Below are 25,234 nucleotides of genomic sequence, written 5' to 3'. Positions count from 1 at the left end.
GGGTAGGCTCTTTTTTTTCTGTCTCTCACGTTACAAAAGCGACACCTTCTGACGCATCCATGGGGTTAGATAGACTCCAGTTCAATAAATACTGAACAGCGACAAGGAGTCTCCATGGATCATTTTGAAAAACAATTACTGCAGCTGTTTCTTGCCAATATTCTCAACGATCCCCGTATCAACAGAAAAGGGTGGATCGATCTTCTGGAGTGGCTGGAAGGCCATTTCGAGCAGATAACAGACAGGGACGTCCCTGATGGGTTTTGGGATAAGGTCGGTGGCTTTCTTGAAGTTGCCAGAGAGCGTGGCAGTATTAAAAGTCAAAAGGAAGAACTCAGGGACCTGGTCTGTGATCTGATGGATCAGCCGGTAGCTACGTTGTTGCCTGAAAAAAACATTGATCTGATATCAGAGGTCCTGAACCTCGACGCCAAAGCAAAAACCATATTCACGCTTTTAGCCTTTTATCAGTTACTTGATTCCCTCGAATCCCTTGCCGATGCGCTTTCGCGGAACGGTATTTCCCCCCATTTAGCGGTGGCCATGATGACCGGTTTGCCACAGCGCACCGTTGCCGAGTATCTGAGCTTGAATAGTCCTTTGACCTCTAGCGGATTGATTGCCCTCAGCAATAGACAGGGGAATTTTTTACTGGATCGCTTTAGTCCGAACAAAAAGGTCATCGATGCGCTGTCCAAAGCAAAGGATAATGCTGATGATATTCGCCACCATATTATCGGTCAGCCGGTTTGCACTGATTTGAACTGGAGCGACTTTGCCTATATGGGTTCCAGTCTGGATCGTCTGTATGGTTTTATGCGCGAAGCGTTGAGTCAACGAGAGTCCGGTATCAATATTCTGTTGTGGGGTGCTCCCGGCACCGGAAAGACGGAATTTTGTAAAGTTTTGGCCCAGCGGTTGGGCGCGGACCTTTATGCCGTTGGAGAAACGTGCGATGAAGGTGATGAGCCATCGCGCAGGGAGCGTTTGGGTTCACTCAATATCTCGCAAAAATTACTGCAATATCAAAATAACAGCCTCCTGATGTTCGATGAGATGGACGACCTGTTCGAGCGTCCGGGGATGTTTTCCTTATCCAGTGCAAAAATGGGTTTCACATCGAAGGTCTTTACCAATCGACTGTTCGAGCAGAATCCGGTTCCCACCCTGTGGGTCATCAATAATGTCAGGTCTCTTGATGAATCGGTGATCCGTCGTATGTCGTTGGTCATTGAAATGAAACGACCGACCGTGTCAGCGCGACAGGAGGTGTGGAAGCGCGTTTCCCAACGCCACCAGGTGGACCTGCCGGATAACGCTATTGATGAACTGGCTAAGATTGATGCTGCTCCAGCGGTACTTGATCATGCCGTACGTTTTGCCCGCTTAAACGGATCGGGGGTTGATGACGTTCTTTTTGCCACCCGGAACATGGTTAAAGCGATTCACGGACAGGGCGTTCATCTACCCGTTCGCCAGGACCACCGATTTTACCCGGAGCTGGTACAAGCGGATCTCGATCTCAATGATCTGAGTGCACGCTTACAGCGATCAGGTAAGCGCAATATCTCCCTGTGCCTCCACGGACTCCCCGGTACCGGTAAGACCGCCTGGGTCCGGCACCTGGCCCAGCAATTGGGGATGGAGGTGCTGGTGAAGAAAACGTCGGATTTGTTGGGCTCTTATGTGGGACAGACCGAACGCGCCATTGCTGACGCTTTTGAGCAAGCCATAACCGAAGAGAGTTTTCTGATCTTTGATGAAGCCGATTCCTTGCTCCGTGATCGTCGTCATTCGCGTCAACAGTGGGAGGTCTCTCTGGTCAACGAAATGCTGACCTGGATGGAATCCCACCCGTTGCCATTTGCCTGCACGACAAACCTGATGCAGGAGCTGGACCCAGCATCCCTGCGTCGATTTACCTTCAAGGTGGAGATGCAGCCATTGACCAAGATTTCTGCCGGTGCTGCCTTTGAGCTGTTTTTTGGCTATCCCTGTCCGGCAACATGTTTTTTGCCAGATAAGTTGACCCCTGGTGATTTCACCACAGTCAAAAGCAAAGCCGAAATTCTGGATTTGATGGCTGATCCGCAAAGGTTAGCCTACCTGTTACGGGAAGAATCAGCCGGCAGATCCACCAAACGTGCAGAGATTGGTTTTTCTTTTGCTTGAAACAACCTGCCCCTGTACGCAATGACGACTTTAAGGGTCGGTATCGTTATCCCGATGGGTGTTGACTACTATTGAAAAACAGTGTCTTGGGCCGGCACGCAAGTACCGTTTTAGGTGTTAATGTTACTGGTAACGCCTCTGCTTACAAGTCCAATACGTCAGAGTGTGTCGCGATAAACAAGCCGTCACGAATGTTATGGTTGTGGGTGAGAAGACGATCAATACGACGTGTATTGTCGCAATAATTTGGTTTGTTGTTGGTACAAAGAACTTGACAATAAAATTTTTCAACGAGGTTAGCTATGTGTGATCAAATTCCAGACGAAATAATTCTAAATGATCGAAGGATTGCTATTGATCCTTTGCCGATCTGCGAGAACGATTCTGTAGCCTATAGTCCAGAAGAAGCACTTCAATCAACTGCGGCAGCACGAGGGTATGTGGCGTACTGGTCATTGGTCGGGGGGAAGCTCTTTTTGGTCGAAACGAAGGGATGTTACATCATCTGCGAGATGGGGCTCGTTTTTGCTGATTGGGTCAGTGCAACCATCCGACCAGCATCTGGAAGCTATGGGGAAAACTTTTCAATCCACATTAAAGATGGCCTGGTGGTAAGCTAATGAATTCATTAGCAGATCAGCGATTAGCAGATCAGTACATAATCGTTTCTGAAATATACATTTGCAGATAAATGACTTGGCTTCAGATGTGACAACTAACGGCTGATGGATCTCTTTTTACACCAGTCATGCGACAATTTATGCTGTTTAATCCTTCCCCTTTTAAGCGTTACATGTTGCGAGAAAACAGCCGACAGATCGGCTAAGCAGGCAGAACTCGGATTAAAGGCAAGTTGACTGGCGGCAAACAGAGGAAGACTCACTTAATTCTTTCCACACTGACAAAATTTGCTACTGAAAGTTCCGGCTCTCCTTCAAACCGATAGGCGCATAACGCGCCACCTTCCTTGGCGACACTGTAATCGAGACAACCGATGTTCGCTGTCAAAGGTTGCGGCTTTCCGGTCAGCCAATAATGCCCGATAAATAAGGGTGGCTCAGTCAAGCCATAACCGATCAGTCCGTCGGTGGAGGTAAATGGAACGGTAGGTATCTTTTCAAGGGTATCTTCCGCAACCATGGCCGCATCCTGATAGGTATTTGCTTCGGTCAGCCACCAGCGGGTACGAATCTCGGTTCGTTGATGATCGTCCTTATCATGAAAGCATTCGCCCTGCGGCAGCCTGATTTCCATCCCTTTGAGGGTGTCCTCAATCAGCCGGTGTTCCGGTGAATGCTTAACGCTGGCGCGAAGCAGGAACTCATCATTAATGGTTGATCTATTAAGCTGCTGCTGAATCGCCAGGATGTGATCAGGGTGCCAGGTGGCATGGACGGCTCTGAAGCTGGACGTTTCGACAAACAGGGGCAGCGCTTTGAACCAATCAATGGTGGTGCGCAGCTCCCCTGGTTTGCCCTCGTATTCCCTGAGAAATTCAATGTGCTGGTTACGATTTTTAGCGCTATGCTCACGCAGCGGCTTGCCGGTTTCCGGATGCTCGGTATGGTAGCAGATGGCGTTGTACTCATGGTTCCCCATAATGGCAGTAGCCTGACCATGATCGATCATGGCGCGCACCATCCCGACAACGCGGGCATTATCTTTGCCACGATCAATCAGATCACCGAGAAACAGGGCCGTGCGTTGTGAGTGGCGATAACTGCCGGAATGCTCACGGTAGCCGAGTTTTTTCAGTAACGCTTCCAATTCATCAGCTCTGCCATGAACATCGCCGATGATATCAACGGATAGAGACATGTGTTGCTCCTGAACGTCAAATAAGTTTCCAAATGGCGAAAACTACTCGCTGTTTGATTTTACCAACTGGCAGATAAAAGCATTATTTTCAATGTTAGCATTACTCCCTATTCCGCTGTGAGCAGCGACATAGATTTTATTGACCAAAGCGTTCGGAATTAATTGCCCATTCGTATCATAGGCACGAATGTCGTCATAGGAAGGTAAAAATGCGTAGCCGACGACCCTGCCGAAGATGCCCATCTCATTCGCAGCAACATCTTCACGAATCATCGCCCCAAGAATCTCATCCTGATATTGAGGCTGAATGTTGAGCATCTCCGGATAGCGGCCGACACATAAAAACCGATCGATGCCCGCCAGAGCAACCGGCATGATCTGGTTTGGTGTTGTTTTTTCTGGAATGCGCAACAGCGTCGGAACAAAAACAAAGCGCTGGTATTCTTCGTGATCAGTAAAGACCCGCTCGCCAATGAGCTCTTCTGTGCTGATATGCAAGAGGGCGGCGACGCGCCGCAACAGCGGTCGATTTTCTTCTCCCTGCAACAGGGCGTCAAGGTGCAATCGCCCCAGGGTCATATTGATGTGACCAAGCTTGCGGATCAGGCCATCAGCCGTCATCGACTGGGCGCTAAGCGCCTGCTCAATCAGTTCCCTTCTTGTTTGCGTTGAAGGAAGTTCTTTGATTTGTGCATGCCACATGGATATCACCTTTTCTTTGAGTGGTAAATATTACCACGAAGCAATAAGCGCTTCCTGGGCAAAGGCCTTTATCCGGCCACCATGATGATCAATTTCCAGCAGGATCGTGCTGCCGGGGGGTTCGCAGGCTTCGTCTATATGAGCGGTTGTGTTCGCCTGCGACCGGGAAATGAAGAATGTATAGAAAGATTCCGGCACTTCCAGGGGGAGATGGAGACCACGAATGTTCAAACAAGAAACCGTCTTTTCCGGCAAGTTTGTCTCATCTTCTCGTATGTTCACGCGGTGACAGGTCTTGTCGTATTGATATTCCAGGTCGACTGCAGCTCCGAATATCCAGAAACTGAATTCAAGGGTAATGATTCCTTTGAACGGATCACAGTTGTTGTCTTCAATCCATTGATTAATCCGTTGCTTCTCATCCGGTGTTATACATATCAAATCTGTTTGGTTCATTGGACTTTCTCCTGTAATTGAGAAAATGTCAGTTGGTGATGCTGATGATGGTGGTGAAGCTCGATGATATTGCATGGCATATACAAGTCAGCTTCAAAGCTCCCTTCAACGCCAGTATCAGCTATAAGCCGGGCAAAATGTGAAAGGCGCTTGAGTGCGATATTGTCAAGCTGTCGGACATTGATGGAGTACGAATGACGATAACGGCGAATGCGAATCCACCCTTGTAGCACCAGATCGCAAATGATCTCGTGTCGCGCCTTGCCTTCGCTACCCCAAGGCTCATTGTGAATCTGATAGCGTTGCCGCATGACATCCAGGTCGGCAGCGAACAAAGCCGGATGCTGAATGACAAAATCGATGTGGTTTGTTTTAACCGGCAGGATCATCCCCTCAGGTGAAATCCAGAAGGCAGCGGTATTTTTTATCGCAGATGGCGTCATGTTTTCCTTCGTTCTTTGTTGACTGTCGTCGATAATGTGTTGGTTTTTACCTTGGATCGGAACTCTGTTTGAGGTAACGCATTCTTGTGGCTACAACTCTTTCTGGTATTAGCCTTCTGGTTGTTATCTTGGACGGATAGTGCGACAATCCATGACGCATGAATGCATTTTTGTTGATTGAGGTATCAAGGAATGTCTGTTTTTTCTCACTGCTGGCGGCAAGCGACCTGAATTGTCGCCTGGCTTATGGATCATCAGCGCGACCCTGAGAAGGAGAATTCCACCGTGGACACATTATTACGACACTGGCACATGTTGCGGCGAATTCCGCGCCACCCGCGCAAAGTCAGCACCGCTGCCCTCGAAGAACACCTCGACCATGCCGGCTATCCAACCAGTCGCCGCACCATCCAGCGTGATCTGGATAAATTATCAGCCGAATTTCCTTTGATTACCGACGGCAATAAGCCGTCCGGCTGGTCGTGGGCAGCAGATGCTGAGTTGTTTGATGTGCCGGGAATGGATACGTCAGCGGCACTCACCTTTCATATGGTGGAAGAGTACCTGTCGCGCCTGCTGCCGAAGGGTTGCTTGTCCGCTATCTCGCCCCATTTTCAGCGTGCGGACGCCATCCTTGGTCAATTGGAGGGAACGGCATTAAAAAACTGGCCAAATAAAGTTCGGATTGTCCAGCGCACCCAGGTTCTCAAGCCACCAACAATAGCGCCGGAGGTAATGACCACGGTTTATGAGGCTTTATTTCATGACCGGCGATTTTTGGGTACCTACCGCAGCAGAAACGAGAAAAAAGAGCGTGAGTTTGTTGTTAACCCGTTAGGCTTGATATTCAGTGACCCGGTTGTCTATCTGGCGGCAACCCTGTGGGATTATGACGACGTTCGCCTCTATGCGCTGCATCGTTTCAGCAGTGCCAGAATGCTCGCAGATGGCATTAGCCGCCCAAGCGGATTTCGCTTTGACGAGTACCTGAACAAGGGAGCGGTGGAGTTTCCCGCAACTGATGCCGCAGGACCATCGAACTTGGTATTTCGTATGAAGGAAGATGTGGCTCGCCACCTTTTCGAGAGCCCGCTGAGTAAAGATCAAAAAATCAAGCCCGATCAAGAAGGATGGGTGCAGATTACGGCGACAGTAAAAAATACCCAGCAATTGCGCTGGTGGCTGCTCGGTTTTGGTGACAAGGTTGAGGTGTTGGCGCCAGAGGGGTTGCGCGGTGAGTTTGTTGGTATTGTTGAGTCACTGAGGCAGATTTATCTTTGATAGCGCATCAAACATTCGCTGTGTCCGATAAAACACTGCTTTTTTGAACACGAAAATCCCGCCTAAGGGCATCCGAGCTGGATTTGCTGGTAATGCTGCAATTATGGAACACTTATGCATCGAGCAAACAGAACCCTTAGTTGTGATTCAAATTTCCTTTGAGTATTGTTTCAAAAAGACAGCCACCTGAGCCTTGTCGATTTTTCCTTGTACAACAGCCAAAACAAGATCTGCAAAGTCGTCTTCAGGTACATCAAGTTCAAAACCGTTCAGAAGAAGAAAAACAAGAGCGGATACAGCTCCAGCACGTTTGTTGCCATCCACAAAAGGGTGATTTTTTACGAGATGAAACAGATCAGCTGCCGCCATTTCAAAGATATCGGTATGAAGAAATTCTCCCCCATACGTAGCGGAAGACATCCCGATAGCGGATTTTAGCAGACCCATATCTCTGATCCCCGGATCACCTCCATATAGACTTGTCTGGTTTTGGTGAATCTCCAAAACTTCCAGCAATGTAAGAAAATTTGGTTCCAATGCCTTACTCCGACAATTTCTTCAACGCTTTTGGATACCGGGCATTGACTTTATCTAAAGCCGCCCTGAATGAATCTTGACGGTTGATATCCCTGACTGGCGCAAGAATGAGAACCTGTCCATCGGTGGAAATATCGAAGGGTGTTTCCGCATTGACCCCTAACAATTCCAAAACAGGCTTTTCAATCACCAGTGCCAAACTGTTTCCATGTTTGGTCAACGTTTTGATCATGAGTCCGGACCTCCCTGTCTAGTGACTACCATGTAGGTACAAAGTTAATACATTGATTTGTCATAGTCAAGCAGCTGTTAATGCACATAAGTGATAATTGCGCAGCAGGTGCAACAGAAAAGTCCAACAAGTCAGGGTTTGCAGTAACTTCTCACCTAGACCAATTTCAACCCTCAAAATTAATGCAAGATGATTTATAAAACGAGATCACCTGCCTGCTATTTCGACTGGCGTGGGTTAGCGTTCAACTTGGTGGAACGTGCTCTATCGAACCAGTGACCATCAGATTAAATTTTAAATTTATCGTGATTGCGGGGAAAATTGCTTACTGGCGGAGAAGGCATTGCATAAGTTGATATAAACAATGCTAAAATGTAAAGTATCGCTTTACATATAGTCAATATTTTAATATGTTGTGTGCTGGAAACGCACTTTATAACATTAGCATAAGGCAAATGATGTCAAATGATGCTTTACATTCCAGTGAAATATTAAAAAAAGCCCTTTTTAGCCTGCCTCAGGGAATGGCTGTTTCATCGAGTCATCTGAAAGGGTTTGGCGTATCCCGTCAGCTCGCACACCACTATGTTCAGAAGGGCTGGTTAACGCAATTAGGAAGTGGCTATTACCTTCGGGCGGGAGATAAGCTCACCAAAACAGGTGCGGTGTCATCACTTCAGGCCAACGGTGTCAAAGTCCATATCGGTGGGAAAAGCGCTTTAGCTTTTAAAGGATTTAATCACTACCTGGGTATAGGAGGGGAAACGCTAACGCTTTACGGGCACGGAACAAGAAAACTCCCAGAGTGGTTTCAAGAGCAATTCAGGGCCAGCCTGTCGAATAGTGTTCTGTTCGATGAGCAGGATAGTTTGGCGGAGCGGCCGTGTGTTTCTCGTTTGGATAATGATCCAAACGCTCCTTTTGTGTCGGAACCGGAACGTGCCGTGCTTGAATTGCTGGATTTTGTACCGAAACAGCAGACCCTGGAAGAAGCCAAGCAGATCATGGAAGGACTTTATTCTTTACGGTCTAAAAAGATGCAAGAACTCTTGAAGGCTTGCAAGAAAATCAAGGTCAAAAGGCTCTTTTGGAACGTCGCCGAAGAACTGAAATTGCCGGTGCTGAAAAAAATAGACCTTGCCGATATCGATTTCGGCTCAATGTCAGATTATACCCTCCAGGGAGAAAAAACCTTGGTGCTGAGAAATCCACATGGATAGTCGCTACAAAGATACCGTTGCACTATTGCTTGACGCTATTCCATTCGTGTTCACGCAGAAATGTTTTGCCATGAAAGGTGGCACAGCGATCAATCTGTTCTGCCGTGACATGCCGAGGCTATCAGTTGATATCGATTTGGTATTCATCGATCCTGCGGCACCAAATAGAGACGACGTGCTCGCCACGATCGAGGGCAGCTTGCGACAAGTTGCCCAAGAGCTAGAAAAGCGTTTGAGGGTAAAAGTTCAAAGGACATCTTCAGGCTCCGACCAGGAAACTAAGCTCTTTGTCAGCCGTGGCACATGGCGAGTCAAGATTGAGGTGAATCATGTTTTCCGTGGATCGGTTTATCCAATCGTTGAAGGCCGTTTGACCCAGGGTGCTGAGGACATGTTCGAGCGGGAGGTGAGCGTACCAATGCTCGATGTTGACGAACTCTACGCCAGCAAGTTAGTCGCAGCTCTCGACCGCCAGCATCCGCGAGATCTCTTTGACGTGATGCTGCTCAATGAAAACGGTGGAATCACTCCTCGCATGAGGCGGGCATTCGTGATTTATCTGGCAGGACACAATCGACCAATGCATGAATTGCTGCCGCCACAAATCCATGACATAAAGGGCGCGTACGAGAAAGAATTCATCGGGATGACAACTCGGGATGTCAGCATTAAAGAGCTCGAAGAGACACGCGAGCGTCTATTTGCAGAGCTGCCCTCTTCACTTGACGATGCCGAACGCAGATTCCTCCATTCTGTCCATCAGGTTGAGCCAGACTGGGATCTGCTCGGGATACCGAATGTCGAGTCTTTGCCTGCCATCCGATGGAAGCTGATGAATCTTGAAATCCTGAAAGCCAAGAACCCAACAAAATTCGATGAGATGCTGGGAGCACTAGAGCTAGGCTTGATGTTAGCCAGAAAATAGTTGGCCACGCTGAAGCCCTGGCGGGATTTCTGGCAATGCAGGGTTTGTAAGAAAGTGTCGTTGACTGCCGGATACGTCACTAATTCAAAGCAAGATAAAAGATGAGAAAGAATGCGCTTTATTGTCAATGCAGATGGTTGCTCCGCTTTCATTATTGCCAAGTAACATTATTCAAGCTAGACTTGCACAACATCCTCCACCGACATCTCTTTAAAATTCCATAGGTCACCTAAACGGAGGGGTTTCGTTCAACAGGCGTCTTTACGACGGCTGCGCGTCGTAAAAACCCTTATATCGTTAGGCATGCCATGAAAATTGCAGATCACATCAAACATTCCTTAGATGCTGCTGATCGAGGCGAGCTAGACCAAGCGCTTCTTTCTGCTTGTATCGCCGTTGATGGCACAGCCAAAAAGATGTTCCCTAATGAGTCAAAGGTTGGTGAGAGGTTCCGAAGATTCATCAACGTTCTTATGGTCGTGGGTTTTCGGACAGGCTGCTTTAACGGTTCAAGTTTGCCAATTTTCAATCGCGATTCGGCTGGTTAGCGCCGATAATACTACGATTGACTCGCCCGTTTTTGATTTCCGTGATACCCAGTTGTTCCAAGGCCTTCAACACGCGTTTGATAGACAGAATGTTGCCCTGAATAGCAATGCCGGCGTCTGTTATTTTGCCGATTTGCCGATAGAGAAGGAATGCACCATGTTCTTTCTCCTGTATAATTGTTTTTTTACCTGCACCGCTGTTTTGCAAATCCAATCGTTGACTCTTGACCTTAGTCTACAGTTCAGGGTTTAGGATCAAGTTGTCAGCACAACCGCAGCATGAATCAGACTGCTACGGCAATTAACAATGATAGAGAAATAACCAGAAAGTGAGACGGATATGACGTTAATGCAGACCATTCTAATCGTGTTGGGGGCGCTGCTGATAGGTGCCGTGCTATTCGGTGTCGGCGCCTTCAATAAGCTCGTCACATTGCGCAATCGTTTTAAGAACGCCTACGCGCAGATCGATGTCCAGCTCAGGCGACGATACGACCTGATTCCGAATCTGGTCGAGACGGCTAAAGGCTATATCAAACACGAACGTGAAACCCTTGAAGCGGTCATTGCAGCGCGCAACGCCGCAGCCAGTGCCAACACCGGTGCTGCAGCCAATCCCGGCGATCCTGCTGCCATGCAACAGCTCGCCCGCGCTGAAGGCACACTCACAGGCACTCTTGGCCGTCTGTTTGCGCTGTCCGAGTCGTATCCTGATCTTAAAGCGAATACGACCATGCTGACCCTTATGGAAGAACTGACCTCGGCGGAGAACAAAGTCGCCTTTGCCCGGCAGGCTTACAACGACGCGGTAATGGCCTACAACACGCAGCGCGAGGTTTTTCCAAGTAGCATCATCGCCGCCTGGTTCAATTTTGTTGTGGCCGAACTGCTGGCTATCGAAAAGCCAGAGCAACGTGAAGCACCAAAGGTGTCTTTTGATTGATAGGGAGTGCTGTTGATGGATTTTTTTGACCGTCAGGATCAGGCCAGGGGGAACACCAGGCTGCTGATTATTTATTTCGTGATCGCGGTGATCGGTATCGTTGCTTCGGTATATGTTGCCAGCCTGTTGATATTCTACGGGGCTCAATCGCAACAATCGGCAGGGGGAGGAGCCCTGCCCGTATTCACGCTGTGGCAGCCCGAGCTGTTTCTTTTTGTCACCCTTGGCACCCTCAGCGTCATCGCAATCAGCAGTCTCTATAAAACCGCAACCCTGGCCAAAGGTGGCAGCGTCGTCGCCGAAACCCTCGGCGGACGCCTTGTCAGTCCCAACACAAATCATCCCGATGAACGCAAACTGATGAATGTGGTCGAGGAAATGGCCATCGCCTCCGGAGTCCCCGTTCCCAAGGTTTATGTGCTGGATAATGAAAAAAGCATCAATGCGTTTGCCGCCGGTCATACGGCGGACGACGCCGCAATCGGCGTTACCCGTGGGGGCATGACCCTACTTGATCGCGATGAGTTGCAGGGTGTCATTGGTCATGAGTTCAGTCACATTCTTAATGGCGACATGCGGCTGAACCTGCGCCTTATGGGGGTTCTTTTCGGTATCCTTTTTCTGGCTGTGATCGGCCGGGTACTGATCTATGCCCGTGGGGGAAGGGACAGAAACCTGCTGCCACTGATGGGATTTGCCCTGATCATCATTGGTTCCATCGGGGTGTTTTTTGGTCGGCTCATTCAGGCGGCTTTGAGTCGGCAACGGGAGTTTCTCAGCGACGCTTCCGCCGTTCAGTTTACGCGCAATCCTGCGGGGCTTTCCAGGGCGCTGCAAAAAATCGGCGGTGCGGGATCAAAAATCGAATCCGCCCATGCAGAGGAAGCCAGCCACATGTTTTTTGAAAACGGAATGGGGAAGTCGTTTCACGGGCTGTTCGCCACTCACCCTCCCCTTGATAAGCGCATCAGAGCCATCGATCCGGGCTGGGATGGGAGATTTTCCGTCAGCAACGCCCCTCCGGCGGCACCGAGTCAAGCCCGTTCGACAGTCACCTCTCCGCCTTCGGGATTTTCTGTTTCACCCGTTTCCGCCTTGGCGGAAGGGCCGGGCAGTAACGTCGGCATGGGGTTCGATGTCATTCAGGCAGAAGCTGTCCTTTCAAGTCTGGGTAATCCGACGCTGCAGCATATGCACTATGCCGAGAAACTGCAGAACTCCATCCCGGAAAGACTCCGTTTCGCTGCACACGAATCCCATGACGCCACCGCACTCATTTATGCGTTGCTGCTCAGTTTCAACGAGGATCTGCGCACACATCAACTCAAGGAATTGTCCCGCCGCATTCCTTTAGGAATCAGTGAAACAACCGCAAAGCTCTGGCCGGATGTTGCATCGATTGCCGGGCGGATGCGTCTGCCGTTGGTAAATCTCTCTTTGCCTGCATTACGTCAGCTCCGACTCGATGAAATTCAGCAGTTTCAAACCACACTCCAATGGCTCATTGAGAGCGATGGGCATCTCGGTGTCTTTGAATTCGCCCTGCAGAAAATCGTCCGCCGCCATCTTGCTTTCCAGCTCGGGGATGCTCGGTCGACCACCTCTCAGTATCGCACCATCGACCGGTTGATGCCAGATTGCAGCGTCGTACTCTCGGCGCTGGCACGGGTGAGTAGCAACAATACCGCTGATATTGAAAAGGCCTTCAGCGCAGGAGAACACCGCCTGCGGACAAAAACAGCCGAGCCACAGCTTCTGTCAAGCGCAGCCTGTAAGCTGGAACATCTTGATAGCGCTCTCGATCATCTTGCCCTTGCCGCACCACAAGTCAAAAAAGCTCTACTCACGGCCTGTGTCGAGGTGGTTTGTGCAGATCAGGTGATTCGGGAACGTGAAGCTGAATTGCTGCGCGCCGTCGCCGAAACCTTGGGCTGTCCAATTCCGCCTTTTGTAGATAAACTCTCCAGCTAAAAAGACAGAGGGCTTGCATGTTGTGCGTCCGGCTGAACTCCAGGTACCGTCCTCCCTGTTGGAAACCTGCCAACTAAAGTCAGATACTGAAGACTGAGTTATCAGCAGACTATGATCAGGCTTGACCACCATGCTAGCAGGTGCTAGCATGGTGAAAAAGTTGAAAGGGGTGCAGTTATGACTAGACAGCTTAATTTAAGAGTAGATGATGAATTTGCCGAAAGACTGGAGACTTTATCAAAGCAAATAGGAAGGCCGATGGGGGCTGTACTTGAGGCAATTGGCACTCCGGCAATTGAGGCGGCCGAGGCGGATATTAAATTTGAAGCAGAAGCACTTGCGGCATGGGAAGAATTTGAGCTAACAGGTATCTGTGAGCCAGCCGAAAAGATTGATGCTCTATTCGATCATGCTCTCGCTCGGGCTAAAGCTGTTTCGGAGAAGAAAAGAGGATGACCCGGGAGGTAGTCGCCACACCATTGTTTACTCGTCGATTGAAAGGATTTCTTGACGAGTATGCTGAATTGGGCGCGGTTCGTTTTGTCGAACGCTTGCAGCAAAGCTACCAGGCAATGGTGGAGAATATTTCCGCGTTTGACGAGATTGCCCCCGCAAGAAGAAGGTCGGTCCAAGGCAAAAAAATAACTGTGAGGGAATATGTCCTGGATGCCGGAGCACGAAATTTCCTTGTTCTCTACTGGGTTCCACCTGATCCGGCTGAACCAATACTTCTTTTAAATATCAGGATCGGTGGGCAAAATCGTTTTTACTGGAAAGATGAGTCACAGTGACCGCTCTAACGAAATGAATTAAGGATCTGGACATCTCCCGAATTGCAAAACAGCATCCTCGCAGGAGTTTCAAATATAACCACTTATTGAACACGAACACCCCGACTTTCGATCCAGGCGGGGTGTTCCAATATTGCGACTATTTCAGGACATGTGTTGGCAGTTTTCAGAATAGATGCGACAGACGGATGACCGGCTTATCCCGTAGTGGTCAGCGATCTCCGTCTTGCTGCAACCAGGGGCTTCATAGTCATTGATCAATTGAGATATTTCATTCCTGGCAAGCTTTGGCTTAGCTCCAAATTTGAAACCCCTGGCGAGGGCGCGCATTCTGCCCTCGTAAGAACGCTCTCGAATAATTCCCCTTTCAAACTCTCCGATGGCGGCAAGAATATTGAATTGGAGTCGGCCATAGATCGACGTCGTGTCAATTCCTTGGTCCAGCACCACCAGATCGACGTTTTTGGCCTCAAACTTTTGCACGATATTGGCGAGGTCCACGACGGATCGGGTGAGCCGATCCAGCTTGGTGACCACGAAGATATCACCATCCCGAACAAAGTCCAGAGCGTTCTGCAATTCAGGGCGATTCCTTGTGGATTTTCCTGAAACCTTTTCATGAAATACCCGATCACAATCCGCAAGACGTTCACGTTGAAGATCCAGTTTCTGCCCAGCTGTGCTGACCCTTGCATAACCAACGCGCATCCCTTTGTTCATGACCGTCTCCTTTCTTGCCACAATGGCAACTCTGAGGAAGTCATAATTTTATCTTGAATGAAGGGCTTGGCTCGGGATACAGGAGAAAAGAACCCTTGCAGTGAACACAATGAAACGCTATCCTTATCATCACATGATAACAATCAAGAAAGAGTGATCCCTTGAGTAATTTTGATCTCGAAACCTTGCTGAACCTGAACGGTGAAGTCTTCCCGATGGAAAATGGGTGTTGGACAAAATTCGAGGCTTACCGGGTCGAACCGAGCGAGCAAATTCCTCATGGGATCAGTTATAGCCTGACTCTTCACGATAAAAACAACAGGCGGGTTATCGGTTTCGACAACGCACACGCAGTCAAACCGAAACGGAAAAAATATGGGGCCCGAAAGATGACCTGGGACCATAATCATCAGCAGGAGAACGTTTTTTCTTACGAATTTGAATCAGCCGGACAACTTCTCGTGGATTTCTGGGAAGCTGTCGAAGCGTATCTGGGAGCAGGTCATGCCTAAAAATGTCTTTAAAATCGGCATCATGACGAGAGAAGATTACAAGCAGAGAAGTATTGCCATTGCCAAGGGCGAATATGTTCCCCAAAGCAATGAGCCGAAAATCTGGTTTGAATCACTCCAATCCATGGCCCAAGTGCTAAACAGTGAAAACCAGCGATTATTGCAGCTGATTATAGACAAGCATCCCCAATCGTTGAGGGAACTTGAAGAGTTGTCGGGGAGATCCACCAGCAATCTCTCCAGGACGCTGAAGACCATGGCGAACTATGGGATCATCGAGCTTGAAAAGAATAAACGGCAAGTTGTTCCAAGAGTCAAAGCCTCGGATTTCCAGGTGGAGTTTGGGCTCAAGAGACACGCTCATTGACGATTCTTTTTTAAGGTGTGAGATATCAAAGCAACCAAGGGCCATTCGACAAAAAGTCAGATGGCCCTTTCTTTTAACCCAGGGTTTACAAGATCGATACGTGCTGGATTTTCCTTGATCGAATATTGATGCTGGATGAATTCTCGGACAGACGAAACCGCAACCTTGATGCTGCTGAAATGCTTAAATTCTCTTGACCGGAGACAAGAAGTGAATGATGATGCTTGTACGAACTGTACAAATTGGTCACTAGAAAGGAAGGTGTCTTATGACACGAATGGGAGTCTCTGACGCAAGGGAACATCTGGGTGATGTTATTGACCGTGCTCGGTATACTCAGGAGCGCATTGTCCTGACCAAGCGTGGCCGTGAGGTCGGAGCCATTATCTCCATTGACGATTTGAAACTTCTGGAAATGCTGGAAGATCAACTCGATATTAAAGAGGCGCGTCTCGCTCTCGAAGAATCTCAAGGGGAACGAGTCTCCTACGATGAGGTTCGTAAAAAACTGGGATTGTAATCTGTAGGCTATCGAATTGAACTGACCCCGGCGGCGGAAAAATCTCTAGCCAAGGCCGCTAAAAGCAATCGCCGCCTGCTGAAAAAACTAGATCAGGCCTTGCTGTCGCTGGCGGTAAATCCGGTCCCTGCGGGCAGCAAACAACTTGTCGGCGCAGATCCTCCGCTATACAGGGTTCGCGTTGGAGATTATCGGATTCTCTATCAGATTGAAGATGATGTGCTGGTCATCCTTGTGGTTCATGTTGGGCATCGTAAAGATGTTTATCGGTTCCTGAAGAGGTAGGTGCGGAATCAATGGATTGGTGGCAATTTAGATGAAAATAAACAGAAATGACCCATGTCCCTGTGGCAGTGGCAAGAAATACAAAAAGTGTTGCCTCGAAAAGCACCAATCATCTGCCCAGCCTGAGGACGTTGTCGAAACCTTCACCGAAGTCCGTCAGTTGTTGGCGGGTAAAGATTTTGCTTCTCTTGACGAAGTGAATGCCTTTCTTGCCACGCACATGACTCAACGCAACCAGCTCCCCAAAAAGGATTTTGCCGGATTATCGTCAGAGCAAATCCATCGCTTTCTCCATTTTCCATTTGAATCGGACACGCTCATCGTCTTTCCAAAACAGCTTGCGACCCAACCCTCCGCGCCTATTCTGACCTTTTTTAGCATGCTGGTGGAGGCGATTGGTGAAAAGGGTCTAAAACCGACCGCAACGGGAAATCTTCCCAGAAGCTTCTGCCGCGAGGCGGCTCTTAGCTACTGGGGAGATTTGGTCCATGGTGAGAAAACTCGCTATGGCAATATCAACAAAGAGGAAGATTTTTTTGATCTGCACGTGACACGTATTGTTGCTGAACTCGCTGGGCTGATCCGAAAATACCGTGGGAAATTCATCCTCAGTCGTGAATGCCGCATGCTGATAGGCGCAACAGGAATGACCTGTATCTACCCAAGGTTGTTTCGCACTTATGTTGAGAAGTTCAACTGGGGGTATTGGGACGGTTACCCAGAGCTTGGTTTTATCCAGCAGTCCTTTCTCTTCTCTCTCTACCTGTTGCATCGGCACGGTGGCGATTGGCAGCCCCAGACTTTCTATGAAGACCATTTTTTGCAAGCTTTCCCCATGATTCTTGAGGAAGTGCCGGCCGGGCCTTATACCACTCCGGAGCAGACAGTCCGTTCCTGCTACAGCCTTCGCAGCTTGGAACATTTTTGTGGTTTTTTTGGGTTAGCCAAAAGTGAACCGATATCAACAGAGCAGCGCTATCCACGACAATTCAGGGTCAGGAAACTCCCACTGCTTGGGGCTACTGCCAAATTTGGTGTCTGAGGTACCAGGGGCTGCAGGAAGTTTAGATCCACTTAGATCTATGGCTCGGAAAACAATGCAGTACAAAATTCAAGACGTTTTCCCAGCGTTCTAAACTTGCGAATTTTGAGAAAGGAAAATGTTTATCTACCCAGTTGCAATTCACATTTAAATTTAACGCCTGTTGACTTCCAGCGCCCATCATGTTAAATATTGCTAATATTTAGCCTTCATATTCATCCACAAGGAGATGGTGCCTTTATGGTGTTTTTTGAGTGGAAAGAACAATATGAGTTGGGTATACCGCATATTGACCTGCAACACACGATGATCGTCAACATGATAAACGAACTCTACATGTCCCTCGAAACAAGGGAGGAGGAAGACACAACCTCAAAAATTCTTGAGAAACTGCTGTGCTATGTTGAAGACCATTTTGCCTCCGAGGAAGCAGCAATGCGGGAGAATAATTATCCACATCAGGATGCGCACCTCGCAGCACATGACGCCTTCAGGGTAAAAGTTACCCGACTGCACCATACACATCGGACTGGGGAAAAAATCGCAGGTTATGAGTTAAGCGAGTTTTTAAAAGACTGGTTGCTGGAACATATTGCCCAGGTTGATAAAGCCTTTGGAGTCTTCGTATCTCAACTCAGCGAGAAAGCCAAAGAGTCATTTTTTAGGCAAAATCCAGACCATCCTCTATCGAAGAATACTGAATCGCCCCTTGTTTTCTAGACACCTTGTAAGTGTTTCTTAATTTATAGATATTAAAAAATGAAATGAGGAAGTGCTTAATGATCGCATCAAGGCCGACGCAAGGAAAAGCGCAGAGGCAATACACTGCTAGGTCATTAGCTCTGCTTATTCGTCGCACTGAACCAACCTGTCCAATAACTCACCACCTATAACACACGAAAAGCCCTCAATCGCGCAATCGAGGGCTTTTCTGATAATGCTCTATATTTCCGACAGTTTCTGCGGGCACCATTTTTTCATGCTCCATAAAGCGCAAAAATAAACTTAGCTTAAGATTGTTGCCAATTTCGCCAACACCTCGTTAATGACCGACTGGGGTACAGTTTCCAGTTTTTTGGCTTGCCGATAAGCCAGATCAAGGGCACGGGGTTGATCGCAGCGAACAACGCCCTTTGTTGTTGTTTCGCAGAGGGATACTGCAAAACCCGCCGTCCGAGCAAACCTTCCCCCCGTAGTTATCGGAAGAACGATCGGAGTCTTGGTTAATCGATTGAAAGCACCAGGCGATACGATTAAGACTGGCCGGCGCCCCTTCTGTTCATGCCCCTCTGTAGGGTCCAGCGAGACAAGATAGATATCCCCCCGCTCCATCAGATCAACTCACGACCGAATGGTTTTTCATCGAGCCAAACCCGATCCTCCGGACTGATCTCGGTGGTGGTATCGCATTGTGCCAACAGTTCATCGAGGGTAAATTGTGGTTTTATCGCTGGTTCAATTACCAAGCGACCGTGATCGACGGACAGGCCAACGGTTTCCCCTGGGTGAAGATTCAGCAGGTCAAGGATCGCTGGTGGAACCGCCAACATGACTGATCCGCCAACTTTTCGCAAACTCGTTGTGTGCATGTGGCCTCCTTTTAATTATACAAAAGTATAACTTACTTTGGTCTCCATTTGCAATTCATTTTTGGATGGGTGGCATAAATCACGGCTAGCGGAAACGGTTAGACAGTGCTGTGCGAATCACACAAATCTCCTTTCATGAGCAAAAAAGTTCTCCATGGAAGGATTCGCGATAGGGTCAGCAAAACAGCGTGCCCTGAAGCATATACATTCTTCTTATTTACCAAAAATTCAAAATTATCCTTTTATATAGACCATTAATTCAATAGAACGACTTGAGAGGATTCCACTATGCCCACTTTTTTAGATGATCTTCCCGAAGTCTTTGTCTCAACCACAGCCATTTCTGCGCTGGTCCATCAGGCAGGGAAAAGTAACAGTCTTGTACAAGTGAATACGATTTACCGCGTCTCTTTCATTGCTTTCTCGGTTTGCTCGGCTGAAACGTGTTCTTGCAGGGGCGATTTTCCATTTTCAGCTGGACAAAACATTCTCGCATCTCACCACTTTTTGAACACGAACACCCCGCTTGAGGATTCAGACCGGTTGTTCCTATATTGCGTCTATTTCAGGAACCAAGTTGGCAGTTCCCAGAGCGATAGACAGATGACCGGCTTATTCAGTAATCGTCTGAGTATTCCGGTGAAACTGGGCCAGTCGTTCTGATGTAAACTGGGTCACTTATCGGAGCGAAGTGATTTGCCCAAGAAGTGTTGATATTCCCTCTTTATTAAGGAGCCTTGGATCCCGGCAAAGACTGTGCGGCAAGATCGAATGTATACGATCCCTCAAAAACCTTCTTTTCCTTGCCGGCAATTTGTTTAGACTTGTTGATGATCAGAGCATCAGCAAAATCAGCTTCTTTTCCCTTCACCGGTTTTGCGTTTCGGTAATCGGTAAGTGCCACCCATACGGCCTGACCATCTTCAAACCTGATGTTCGGCTCCTGAAACAGCGACTGAAGAACAGCCACCAATTCGTCCTTATTCAGCTGGTACTTTTTCCCTCGCAGTGTCCAGATCGTTTCAACAAGTACGACATCAGTGACCAAAACTTTCTTCTGCCCTGATAAAATCAATTTAGCCGCTTTTTGAAACTGACGGGCATCATCTTCAAGCAGATATCGCAACAGCACATTGGTATCTATTGCGATCATAACAGAGAGCTCGCCAATGACTCCTCATCGGTCATAGAGGGGTTCCCCTGAACATGCCTTAAGACGCCTCTAGCTGCCCCTTTTTGCTTCTTTACAATAGTCAATTGACCATGGGCCACAAAACTTTCCACATCATCCCCAGGTTCAATACCCAAGGCTTCACACTGACTGACAGGTAAGGTAATTTGCCTCTTTGCGCTGACTTTCGGCATAGCACCTCCTTTACTTTAGGGATAAAGTAAAGATAAAAGGTTCTCCGCCGACTGTCAATCGGAAAAGACTGACGGTAAAAATTGATGGTTTCTACTTTGTTCACCCCGCTCCGAATCGTTTATCGCCGTGATTCTCAAAGTCTCAGCATTGTCCGTGTCTGGCGAAGTGGGCGGTTGATGCGTCTTCCGTAGTCGGAAAATACACGCCATCCAGAAAATTAACCAGCCCAACCTGAAATCCCCAGGCTGGGCTGTCTGACATTTCGTTCGACAAAAAGATCTTTGATCACCTAGAACTTTTCACCCACCAGCGTCAGAGGTTTCCGGGCAAATAGGGGTGGCAATAAGCACATAACCAGATAATCCATTCTTATTGCTGCCGGCAAAGAACATCCTCAGGGGCTTTGAGACAATCAGTGAAACGTGGCTCACCGGCAAAGGGGTGCAGAAAGACATAATGCCAGGGGCCGATTTCCGGGTCGTCATACATCAGATCATGTGCTCTGATAATGCCGCCCGCACGCGAAAGACGCGTTGGCGGCACACTGACTCCTCCTGCTGGAAAGTAGTAAGCAGCCAGCAAGCGGCCATCTGCAGGTGCCAGACCTTGGGCATGCTGTTTTATTTCAATGGCGCTGGTTTCTTCATCAAAGACAAAAATAACCACCCGATTCTGCTGCGGATCACGAAACTGGGCGTAGTGGGTAATTGTCCGGGTGTTTTCCGCCGCTATCTCCAGATGGCTATCGCCGGAGCAGGCCACCAACCCTAGTGTCAGGACCAAAATGATTATTATTCCTGGATAAATCATCTCACCTTTCCTCTGTGTTTGTGCTAATCTCGACCCTTGTAAAACCATTAACATCCAAAAAATGGAGACCGGCTATGCTCTTTGTCATCCGCTGTATCGACAAAAAAAATCACCTTGCCGTGCGCCAGGAAAACCGCCCGGCCCATGTTGACTACCTGAAAAGTTTCGGCGACCAGCTCGTTGCCGCCGGGCCATTACTTGATAAGGATGAGCAGATGTGCGGCTCGGTGGTCATTCTCGATCTGCCCGACCGTGCGGCAGCGCAAAACTTTGCCGCCGGCGATCCCTACGCCAAGGCCGGGCTGTTTGAGCAGGTGACGATAGATCGCTGGAACAAGGTACTGCCTTAACGCCCCGCTGTCCTTTTCTAAATGACAATGGTTGCCGGCACTTCCCCCTCCGGCAGCACCCACGAGGTGTCAGTAAAATCAGCGACGGTAATCTGGTCAATGCGGCGCTTCATGTATTTACCATGGGCTTCAACGGCAACGGAACCATCCGGCAGATAGAGCTCGCCACTGCCTTCAAACAAGCGTCCCTTGGCGCTGTCAATACGCCCTACCACCTTAAGCTCAACGTCTAAAGGGACCGGTTTACGGTAACGCACCTGCAGGTCAAGAGTCATACCGAAGGTCTGATGATCGTGATCGATCATGATCGCCCGCCCGATCACTTCATCAAGCACGGTGGCAGAAATACCGCCATGGGCGATGCCGGGATAACTCTGGTGCTGATGGTGCAAAGTAAAAAGAGCGATCAACTCCTTCGTTGTGGTTTCAAAAAACCGGGCCTTGATTCCCAGGGCGTTTTCCGTCCCACAAACCAGACATTCGCGGGAAATCGGCTGCATGCCGGCAATCTCATAGGTTTTTATCTGCACTTCTGTCACAAGAGTCTCCTCACGCCGGCGACAGTACTCCGGATTGGTCAAGCCGAGCAAAAGTTCGCCGGATTTCTGCGGGTAATGCAACGGGTTTTTTTGCCTTTGGATCATAGCCAACCATAACGGTTTTGGCCGTGGCAAATTCGCGGTCGCCACCGTCATGAAGCAGGTAAGCGAAGGTGAAACTTGAATGTCTGAGTTGTTCAACCTTAAGAGTGATCTGCAGGCTGTCATTCAAGGTGATGGGCAATCGATAGTCACATTCGGCACGCACCACCAGAAACAACAGGGAACTGTCGAGGAAAGCGCCGAAATATTCCTGAAACATCTTGACCCGGGCATGTTCCAGATAGGTAAAATAGATGGCGTTATTGACATGGCCATACGCATCGAGATCAGCAAAACGGATGTCAATTGCGGTCGTATAGTCAAAAGGGAAAGATGTCATTTTACGACCGGAACTCTTTCGTTGAGAATATCGAAAATGCGAGATCGATATGCCACAACTTCTGTCCTCAAAGAGGCCAGGCTGGCGATTTTCTTATCTACTTTGCTAATATGAGTATCGAGGATTTCGAGAAGTTTTGGCGTAATGGTATGAAAATCCTGCTGATTGATGTCAAAGTTCTGCGCCAGCTGCTGCATCTCTTTCAGGGTAATCCCCAGTTCTTTTAGTTTGAGAATAAATTTCAGCCGTAAAACATCTTCCCGGCAGTAGGTCCGGGTACCCCCAACCAGCCTTTCCGGTGGACCCATCAAGCCGATCTCCTCATAGTAACGGATCGTTCGGGTGGTAATTCCCAACATTGCGGCCAACTCGCCAATCTGTACTAATTGGTTGTCATTATTTTTCACTGAAATAACCTTTACGTTAGTTTTTAATCTGTAATAACACTCTCGAATCAGGCTGTCAATCCAAGGCTTTACAATTGATTCATAAGGCTTTTTTAGTTATTGCAATGATAATAGAATGCTGTTATTTTTTAACGTGACTTTTACGTTAAGGTTATATATTGAAAATCACAGAGCATTGACAACGGCTCTTATATATACTCTGTTTTATTGGCATTGAGCAATATCAACACGCCGTCTTTCTTGGGGAGCACCATGGAATATACACGTGAAATCTACTGGAATATCGGCCAAAGCCTGGGCGTCCTGCTCCCCATGTACCTGCTGGCGATAGCTGCTGTCGCCTTCCTCACCTATCAGTTTTCTCGACGCATCAAGGTCTATCGCCAAGGACAACCCCTGGACCGCTGCGATCAGTGGCCAACGCGCCTGAAACAAGCGATCCGTGGCACACTGTTACAAAGCAGGGTTCTTTACCAGCGCCTTCCAGGCACCGCCCATGCCCTGTTTTTCTGGGGCTTTCTGCTGCTGTTTATCGGCACCCTGCTGATCTTCATCCAGGCCGACCTGACCGATCCCCTGTTTGACGTACGTTTTTTGACCGGTCCCTTCTATCTGTGGTTTTCCCTGATTCTTGATCTGGCCGGGCTGGTGGCCATTGTCATGCTCGCAGGGCTATTAATTCGGCGCACCCTGATTCGACCGCCGGGCCTCGACAACATCAAGGATGACTGGATCATCCACGGCTTGCTGCTGGCGATCCTCATCAGCGGTTTTATCATCGAGGGCGCGCGCATGGCGGTCACCGAACTGGGCACCCCTCTGGCTCTGTGGTCACCCGTCGGCCTGCTCGTGGCCAACAGCCTTGCCGGTTTTGAGGAAGCGACCCTGCGCAGCCTGCATCAGGTTACCTGGTGGGGACACTTACTGCTGGCAATCCTTTTTATCGCCATTATTCCCCTGACCAAGCTGCGCCACCTGTTTACTACCAGCACCAATTACTTTTTCGCTGATCTCGGCCCCAAGGGGATGTTGGCAGCAATTGACCTTGAAAATGAAGAGACTGAAAGCTACGGTGCCGCAACCATAACCGACCTGACCTGGAAGGATATCTTCGATGCCGATGCCTGCACCAGTTGCAAGCGCTGCCAGGATCGCTGTCCGGCGTGGGCAACGGACAAGCCTTTGTCGCCGATGAAGCTGGTCAAGCAGGTGGGTGAGATTGCCTTCCAGCAGCCGCAGGCGAATCTGCCGGAGACCCTCGAACGGGACGTCATCTGGTCCTGCACGACATGCCTGGCCTGCCAGGAAAGCTGTCCCGCGGCCATCGAGCATGTCGGTAAAATTGTTGATGTCAGACGCCATCTGGTATTGATGGAAGGAGAATTTCCCGGCGACGAAGTGACAGCGGCCATGGAACAGACCGAGGTCAATGGCAACCCCTTCGGTCTGGCGTTTGCCGGGCGTGGTGACTGGGCACAGGGATTAGCGTTGGTGGATGCAAACACCGAAAACACGGATATTCTCTATTTCGTCGGCTGCTATGCTTCTTTTGACAAGCGGAATCAGGCCGTTGCCAAAGCTTTCGTCACCCTCTGTGCCGCCGCCGGAATCAAGGTCGCCATCCTCGGCAAAACAGAAAAATGCTGCGGTGAACCGATGCGCAAGATGGGCAACGAATATCTCTATCAAACCTTGGCGCGGGAAAATATCGAGAACATCGCCGCGACTTCCGCCCAGCAGATCGTCACCACCTGCCCCCACTGTTATAACACCCTGAATAAGGATTATCGCGAATTCGGACTGACTCTGCCGGTGCAGCATTACACCGACTTCCTCGCTGATCTGATCAAAGGCGGGCAGCTGCAACTGCAGCCGCAAGAGACCCGTTGCACCTATCATGATTCATGCTATCTGGGACGACATAATGATCGCTACCAGGCGCCCCGCTCTCTATTAACGGCGGCCGGAGCACAGCTGAGCGAGATGGACAAGCATGGACGGGAGTCCTTCTGTTGCGGTGCCGGCGGGGGGCGGATCCTTGCCGATGAAACCATTGGCAGCAGGATCAGCGAAGTACGTGCTGAAATGGCCGCTGCCACCGGGACCGGCACGCTGGTGTCTAGCTGCCCCTTTTGCCTGACCATGTTTGAAGACGGCATCAAGGGGGCAGATTTAAGCGATCAGCTCACACCGCTGGATCTGGCGGAATTACTGGTAAAACGACTGCCTGCTGCGTAGGCAGTATC

Annotated in this window: 33 protein-coding genes; 17 read left to right on the top strand and 16 right to left on the bottom strand. The window is 49.1% G+C overall.

What is annotated here, in order from left to right:
• The first annotated feature begins 114 nt into the window (after window positions 1-114).
• Window positions 115-2,172, top strand: a complete 2,058-nt coding sequence (locus ICT70_RS04845) for an ATP-binding protein (RefSeq protein WP_191154266.1) — start codon at window positions 115-117, stop codon at window positions 2,170-2,172.
• A gap of 302 nt (window positions 2,173-2,474) precedes the next feature.
• The gene (locus ICT70_RS04840; protein WP_191154265.1) at window positions 2,475-2,792 is read left to right on the top strand and encodes a hypothetical protein; all 318 of its coding nucleotides are present in this window, start codon (window positions 2,475-2,477) and stop codon (window positions 2,790-2,792) included.
• 259 nt (window positions 2,793-3,051) lie between these two features.
• On the opposite strand, the gene ICT70_RS04835 is transcribed toward ICT70_RS04840, so the two are convergent.
• The 4 genes from ICT70_RS04835 to ICT70_RS04820 are packed head-to-tail and all read right to left on the bottom strand — an operon-like array spanning window position 3,052 to window position 5,591.
• Window positions 3,052-3,990, bottom strand: a complete 939-nt coding sequence (locus ICT70_RS04835; RefSeq protein WP_191154264.1) for a metallophosphoesterase — start codon at window positions 3,988-3,990, stop codon at window positions 3,052-3,054.
• 42 nt (window positions 3,991-4,032) lie between these two features.
• Window positions 4,033-4,692, bottom strand: a complete 660-nt coding sequence (locus ICT70_RS04830; protein WP_191154263.1) for a hypothetical protein — start codon at window positions 4,690-4,692, stop codon at window positions 4,033-4,035.
• A 30-nt stretch (window positions 4,693-4,722) separates the two neighbouring features.
• Window positions 4,723-5,148, bottom strand: coding sequence for a hypothetical protein (locus tag ICT70_RS04825; protein WP_191154262.1), 426 nt, complete (start codon window positions 5,146-5,148; stop codon window positions 4,723-4,725).
• Window positions 5,145-5,591: a hypothetical protein gene (locus ICT70_RS04820; protein ID WP_191154261.1), complete on the bottom strand. Its 447-nt coding sequence runs from the start codon at window positions 5,589-5,591 to the stop codon at window positions 5,145-5,147. Before ICT70_RS04820 ends, ICT70_RS04825 begins: the two co-directional genes overlap by 4 nt.
• Before the next feature lie 285 nt (window positions 5,592-5,876).
• Here ICT70_RS04820 and ICT70_RS15160 point away from each other — a divergent pair, with 285 nt between their 5' ends.
• Window positions 5,877-6,872, top strand: coding sequence for a WCX domain-containing protein (locus ICT70_RS15160; RefSeq protein WP_191154260.1), 996 nt, complete (start codon window positions 5,877-5,879; stop codon window positions 6,870-6,872).
• 147 nt (window positions 6,873-7,019) lie between these two features.
• Here ICT70_RS15160 and ICT70_RS04810 read toward each other — a convergent pair whose 3' ends face one another.
• Together ICT70_RS04810 and ICT70_RS04805 are read right to left on the bottom strand one after the other, a co-directional pair.
• Window positions 7,020-7,409: a type II toxin-antitoxin system death-on-curing family toxin gene (locus ICT70_RS04810; RefSeq protein ID WP_191154259.1), complete on the bottom strand. Its 390-nt coding sequence runs from the start codon at window positions 7,407-7,409 to the stop codon at window positions 7,020-7,022.
• A 4-nt stretch (window positions 7,410-7,413) separates the two neighbouring features.
• Window positions 7,414-7,641: an AbrB/MazE/SpoVT family DNA-binding domain-containing protein gene (locus ICT70_RS04805; RefSeq protein WP_191154258.1), complete on the bottom strand. Its 228-nt coding sequence runs from the start codon at window positions 7,639-7,641 to the stop codon at window positions 7,414-7,416.
• Window positions 7,642-8,096: 455 nt separating this feature from the next.
• On the opposite strand from ICT70_RS04805, the gene ICT70_RS04800 reads away from it, so the two are divergent.
• Together ICT70_RS04800 and ICT70_RS04795 are read left to right on the top strand one after the other, a co-directional pair.
• Window positions 8,097-8,861, top strand: coding sequence for a type IV toxin-antitoxin system AbiEi family antitoxin domain-containing protein (locus ICT70_RS04800; protein ID WP_191154257.1), 765 nt, complete (start codon window positions 8,097-8,099; stop codon window positions 8,859-8,861).
• Complete coding sequence (locus ICT70_RS04795; protein ID WP_191154256.1) at window positions 8,854-9,786, top strand: nucleotidyl transferase AbiEii/AbiGii toxin family protein; 933 nt, start codon at window positions 8,854-8,856, stop codon at window positions 9,784-9,786. The genes ICT70_RS04800 and ICT70_RS04795 overlap by 8 nt, the downstream gene beginning before the upstream one ends.
• A 525-nt stretch (window positions 9,787-10,311) precedes the next feature.
• On the opposite strand, the gene ICT70_RS04790 is transcribed toward ICT70_RS04795, so the two are convergent.
• Complete coding sequence (locus tag ICT70_RS04790) at window positions 10,312-10,548, bottom strand: hypothetical protein (protein WP_191154255.1); 237 nt, start codon at window positions 10,546-10,548, stop codon at window positions 10,312-10,314.
• Between the two features lie 126 nt (window positions 10,549-10,674).
• Here ICT70_RS04790 and ICT70_RS04785 point away from each other — a divergent pair, with 126 nt between their 5' ends.
• The 4 genes from ICT70_RS04785 to ICT70_RS04770 all read left to right on the top strand — a co-directional run bounded on the left by ICT70_RS04785 (window position 10,675) and on the right by ICT70_RS04770 (window position 14,039).
• Window positions 10,675-11,277, top strand: a complete 603-nt coding sequence (locus tag ICT70_RS04785) for a LemA family protein (protein ID WP_224746821.1) — start codon at window positions 10,675-10,677, stop codon at window positions 11,275-11,277.
• A 15-nt stretch (window positions 11,278-11,292) separates the two neighbouring features.
• Window positions 11,293-13,248, top strand: coding sequence for a M48 family metallopeptidase (locus ICT70_RS04780; protein ID WP_191154254.1), 1,956 nt, complete (start codon window positions 11,293-11,295; stop codon window positions 13,246-13,248).
• 177 nt (window positions 13,249-13,425) lie between these two features.
• Complete coding sequence (locus tag ICT70_RS04775; protein ID WP_191154253.1) at window positions 13,426-13,704, top strand: hypothetical protein; 279 nt, start codon at window positions 13,426-13,428, stop codon at window positions 13,702-13,704.
• Window positions 13,701-14,039: a hypothetical protein gene (locus ICT70_RS04770; RefSeq protein ID WP_191154252.1), complete on the top strand. Its 339-nt coding sequence runs from the start codon at window positions 13,701-13,703 to the stop codon at window positions 14,037-14,039. The genes ICT70_RS04775 and ICT70_RS04770 overlap by 4 nt, the downstream gene beginning before the upstream one ends.
• A gap of 144 nt (window positions 14,040-14,183) precedes the next feature.
• Here the strand turns inward: ICT70_RS04770 and ICT70_RS04765 are convergent, their stop codons facing one another.
• Window positions 14,184-14,759, bottom strand: coding sequence for a recombinase family protein (locus ICT70_RS04765; RefSeq protein WP_224746820.1), 576 nt, complete (start codon window positions 14,757-14,759; stop codon window positions 14,184-14,186).
• Between the two features lie 161 nt (window positions 14,760-14,920).
• Between ICT70_RS04765 and ICT70_RS04760 the strand changes: the two genes are divergently transcribed.
• The 6 genes from ICT70_RS04760 to ICT70_RS04735 all read left to right on the top strand — a co-directional run bounded on the left by ICT70_RS04760 (window position 14,921) and on the right by ICT70_RS04735 (window position 18,205).
• Window positions 14,921-15,271, top strand: a complete 351-nt coding sequence (locus ICT70_RS04760; protein ID WP_191154251.1) for a toxin-antitoxin system TumE family protein — start codon at window positions 14,921-14,923, stop codon at window positions 15,269-15,271.
• Complete coding sequence (locus tag ICT70_RS04755) at window positions 15,264-15,638, top strand: HVO_A0114 family putative DNA-binding protein (protein WP_191154250.1); 375 nt, start codon at window positions 15,264-15,266, stop codon at window positions 15,636-15,638. The genes ICT70_RS04760 and ICT70_RS04755 overlap by 8 nt, the downstream gene beginning before the upstream one ends.
• 268 nt (window positions 15,639-15,906) lie before the next feature.
• On the top strand, window positions 15,907-16,158 hold the full coding sequence (locus tag ICT70_RS04750) for a type II toxin-antitoxin system Phd/YefM family antitoxin (protein ID WP_191154249.1): 252 nt from the start codon (window positions 15,907-15,909) through the stop codon (window positions 16,156-16,158).
• A gap of 15 nt (window positions 16,159-16,173) precedes the next feature.
• The gene (locus ICT70_RS04745; RefSeq protein ID WP_191154366.1) at window positions 16,174-16,443 is read left to right on the top strand and encodes a type II toxin-antitoxin system mRNA interferase toxin, RelE/StbE family; all 270 of its coding nucleotides are present in this window, start codon (window positions 16,174-16,176) and stop codon (window positions 16,441-16,443) included.
• A 31-nt stretch (window positions 16,444-16,474) separates the two neighbouring features.
• A complete protein-coding gene (locus ICT70_RS04740) occupies window positions 16,475-17,485 on the top strand; it encodes an SEC-C metal-binding domain-containing protein (RefSeq protein WP_191154248.1) in 1,011 nt (336 codons plus the stop codon).
• Between the two features lie 240 nt (window positions 17,486-17,725).
• Window positions 17,726-18,205 (top strand): bacteriohemerythrin, encoded by a 480-nt coding sequence (locus ICT70_RS04735; RefSeq protein WP_191154247.1) that lies wholly within the window; start codon window positions 17,726-17,728, stop codon window positions 18,203-18,205.
• Between the two features lie 285 nt (window positions 18,206-18,490).
• On the opposite strand, the gene ICT70_RS15230 is transcribed toward ICT70_RS04735, so the two are convergent.
• The 5 genes from ICT70_RS15230 to ICT70_RS04710 all read right to left on the bottom strand — a co-directional run bounded on the left by ICT70_RS15230 (window position 18,491) and on the right by ICT70_RS04710 (window position 21,223).
• Complete coding sequence (locus ICT70_RS15230; protein ID WP_191154246.1) at window positions 18,491-18,817, bottom strand: type II toxin-antitoxin system PemK/MazF family toxin; 327 nt, start codon at window positions 18,815-18,817, stop codon at window positions 18,491-18,493.
• Entirely contained in the window at window positions 18,817-19,074 is a 258-nt protein-coding gene (locus ICT70_RS04725) for an AbrB/MazE/SpoVT family DNA-binding domain-containing protein (protein ID WP_191154245.1), read from the bottom strand. The genes ICT70_RS15230 and ICT70_RS04725 overlap by 1 nt, the downstream gene beginning before the upstream one ends.
• Before the next feature lie 727 nt (window positions 19,075-19,801).
• A complete protein-coding gene (locus ICT70_RS04720) occupies window positions 19,802-20,227 on the bottom strand; it encodes a PIN domain-containing protein (protein WP_191154244.1) in 426 nt (141 codons plus the stop codon).
• Window positions 20,224-20,439, bottom strand: coding sequence for an AbrB/MazE/SpoVT family DNA-binding domain-containing protein (locus ICT70_RS04715; protein WP_191154243.1), 216 nt, complete (start codon window positions 20,437-20,439; stop codon window positions 20,224-20,226). The genes ICT70_RS04720 and ICT70_RS04715 overlap by 4 nt, the downstream gene beginning before the upstream one ends.
• 370 nt (window positions 20,440-20,809) lie before the next feature.
• Window positions 20,810-21,223 carry a hypothetical protein gene (locus tag ICT70_RS04710; protein WP_191154242.1) on the bottom strand — a complete coding sequence of 138 codons (414 nt, stop codon included), beginning with the start codon at window positions 21,221-21,223 and terminating at the stop codon, window positions 20,810-20,812.
• A 101-nt stretch (window positions 21,224-21,324) separates the two neighbouring features.
• Between ICT70_RS04710 and ICT70_RS04705 the strand changes: the two genes are divergently transcribed.
• Window positions 21,325-21,600 (top strand): YciI family protein, encoded by a 276-nt coding sequence (locus ICT70_RS04705; RefSeq protein WP_191154241.1) that lies wholly within the window; start codon window positions 21,325-21,327, stop codon window positions 21,598-21,600.
• Between the two features lie 17 nt (window positions 21,601-21,617).
• Here ICT70_RS04705 and ICT70_RS15085 read toward each other — a convergent pair whose 3' ends face one another.
• The 3 genes from ICT70_RS15085 to ICT70_RS04690 are packed head-to-tail and all read right to left on the bottom strand — an operon-like array spanning window position 21,618 to window position 22,988.
• Entirely contained in the window at window positions 21,618-22,139 is a 522-nt protein-coding gene (locus tag ICT70_RS15085) for a PaaI family thioesterase (RefSeq protein ID WP_337906661.1), read from the bottom strand.
• 10 nt (window positions 22,140-22,149) lie between these two features.
• Window positions 22,150-22,581 carry an acyl-CoA thioesterase gene (locus tag ICT70_RS04695; RefSeq protein ID WP_191154240.1) on the bottom strand — a complete coding sequence of 144 codons (432 nt, stop codon included), beginning with the start codon at window positions 22,579-22,581 and terminating at the stop codon, window positions 22,150-22,152.
• Window positions 22,578-22,988 (bottom strand): helix-turn-helix domain-containing protein, encoded by a 411-nt coding sequence (locus ICT70_RS04690; RefSeq protein ID WP_337906659.1) that lies wholly within the window; start codon window positions 22,986-22,988, stop codon window positions 22,578-22,580. The genes ICT70_RS04695 and ICT70_RS04690 overlap by 4 nt, the downstream gene beginning before the upstream one ends.
• Window positions 22,989-23,240: 252 nt before the next feature.
• Here ICT70_RS04690 and ICT70_RS04685 point away from each other — a divergent pair, with 252 nt between their 5' ends.
• Window positions 23,241-25,226 (top strand): heterodisulfide reductase-related iron-sulfur binding cluster, encoded by a 1,986-nt coding sequence (locus ICT70_RS04685; RefSeq protein ID WP_191154239.1) that lies wholly within the window; start codon window positions 23,241-23,243, stop codon window positions 25,224-25,226.
• The last annotated feature ends 8 nt before the right edge of the window (window positions 25,227-25,234 follow it).

The organism is Pelovirga terrestris, from assembly GCF_014773365.1.
Taxonomy (GTDB): Bacteria; Desulfobacterota; Desulfuromonadia; order Desulfuromonadales; family Geopsychrobacteraceae; genus Pelovirga; species Pelovirga terrestris.
The sequence above is the reverse complement of the archived record's forward strand: the minus strand, read 5'-3'. Positions and strand labels throughout refer to the sequence as shown.

Coding starts and splice junctions, on each gene's coding strand:
- ICT70_RS04845 (WP_191154266.1), top strand. CDS start 115: ATGGATCATTTTGAAAAACAATTACTGCAGCTGTTTCTTGCCAATATT.
- ICT70_RS04840 (WP_191154265.1), top strand. CDS start 2,475: ATGTGTGATCAAATTCCAGACGAAATAATTCTAAATGATCGAAGGATT.
- ICT70_RS04835 (WP_191154264.1), bottom strand. CDS start 3,990: ATGTCTCTATCCGTTGATATCATCGGCGATGTTCATGGCAGAGCTGAT.
- ICT70_RS04830 (WP_191154263.1), bottom strand. CDS start 4,692: ATGTGGCATGCACAAATCAAAGAACTTCCTTCAACGCAAACAAGAAGG.
- ICT70_RS04825 (WP_191154262.1), bottom strand. CDS start 5,148: ATGAACCAAACAGATTTGATATGTATAACACCGGATGAGAAGCAACGG.
- ICT70_RS04820 (WP_191154261.1), bottom strand. CDS start 5,591: ATGACGCCATCTGCGATAAAAAATACCGCTGCCTTCTGGATTTCACCT.
- ICT70_RS04805 (WP_191154258.1), bottom strand. CDS start 7,641: ATGATCAAAACGTTGACCAAACATGGAAACAGTTTGGCACTGGTGATT.
- ICT70_RS04800 (WP_191154257.1), top strand. CDS start 8,097: ATGATGTCAAATGATGCTTTACATTCCAGTGAAATATTAAAAAAAGCC.
- ICT70_RS04795 (WP_191154256.1), top strand. CDS start 8,854: ATGGATAGTCGCTACAAAGATACCGTTGCACTATTGCTTGACGCTATT.
- ICT70_RS04785 (WP_224746821.1), top strand. CDS start 10,675: ATGACGTTAATGCAGACCATTCTAATCGTGTTGGGGGCGCTGCTGATA.
- ICT70_RS04780 (WP_191154254.1), top strand. CDS start 11,293: ATGGATTTTTTTGACCGTCAGGATCAGGCCAGGGGGAACACCAGGCTG.
- ICT70_RS04775 (WP_191154253.1), top strand. CDS start 13,426: ATGACTAGACAGCTTAATTTAAGAGTAGATGATGAATTTGCCGAAAGA.
- ICT70_RS04770 (WP_191154252.1), top strand. CDS start 13,701: ATGACCCGGGAGGTAGTCGCCACACCATTGTTTACTCGTCGATTGAAA.
- ICT70_RS04765 (WP_224746820.1), bottom strand. CDS start 14,759: ATGAACAAAGGGATGCGCGTTGGTTATGCAAGGGTCAGCACAGCTGGG.
- ICT70_RS04755 (WP_191154250.1), top strand. CDS start 15,264: ATGCCTAAAAATGTCTTTAAAATCGGCATCATGACGAGAGAAGATTAC.
- ICT70_RS04750 (WP_191154249.1), top strand. CDS start 15,907: ATGACACGAATGGGAGTCTCTGACGCAAGGGAACATCTGGGTGATGTT.
- ICT70_RS04740 (WP_191154248.1), top strand. CDS start 16,475: ATGAAAATAAACAGAAATGACCCATGTCCCTGTGGCAGTGGCAAGAAA.
- ICT70_RS04735 (WP_191154247.1), top strand. CDS start 17,726: ATGGTGTTTTTTGAGTGGAAAGAACAATATGAGTTGGGTATACCGCAT.
- ICT70_RS15230 (WP_191154246.1), bottom strand. CDS start 18,817: ATGGAGCGGGGGGATATCTATCTTGTCTCGCTGGACCCTACAGAGGGG.
- ICT70_RS04725 (WP_191154245.1), bottom strand. CDS start 19,074: ATGCACACAACGAGTTTGCGAAAAGTTGGCGGATCAGTCATGTTGGCG.
- ICT70_RS04720 (WP_191154244.1), bottom strand. CDS start 20,227: ATGATCGCAATAGATACCAATGTGCTGTTGCGATATCTGCTTGAAGAT.
- ICT70_RS04715 (WP_191154243.1), bottom strand. CDS start 20,439: ATGCCGAAAGTCAGCGCAAAGAGGCAAATTACCTTACCTGTCAGTCAG.
- ICT70_RS04705 (WP_191154241.1), top strand. CDS start 21,325: ATGCTCTTTGTCATCCGCTGTATCGACAAAAAAAATCACCTTGCCGTG.
- ICT70_RS04695 (WP_191154240.1), bottom strand. CDS start 22,581: ATGACATCTTTCCCTTTTGACTATACGACCGCAATTGACATCCGTTTT.
- ICT70_RS04685 (WP_191154239.1), top strand. CDS start 23,241: ATGGAATATACACGTGAAATCTACTGGAATATCGGCCAAAGCCTGGGC.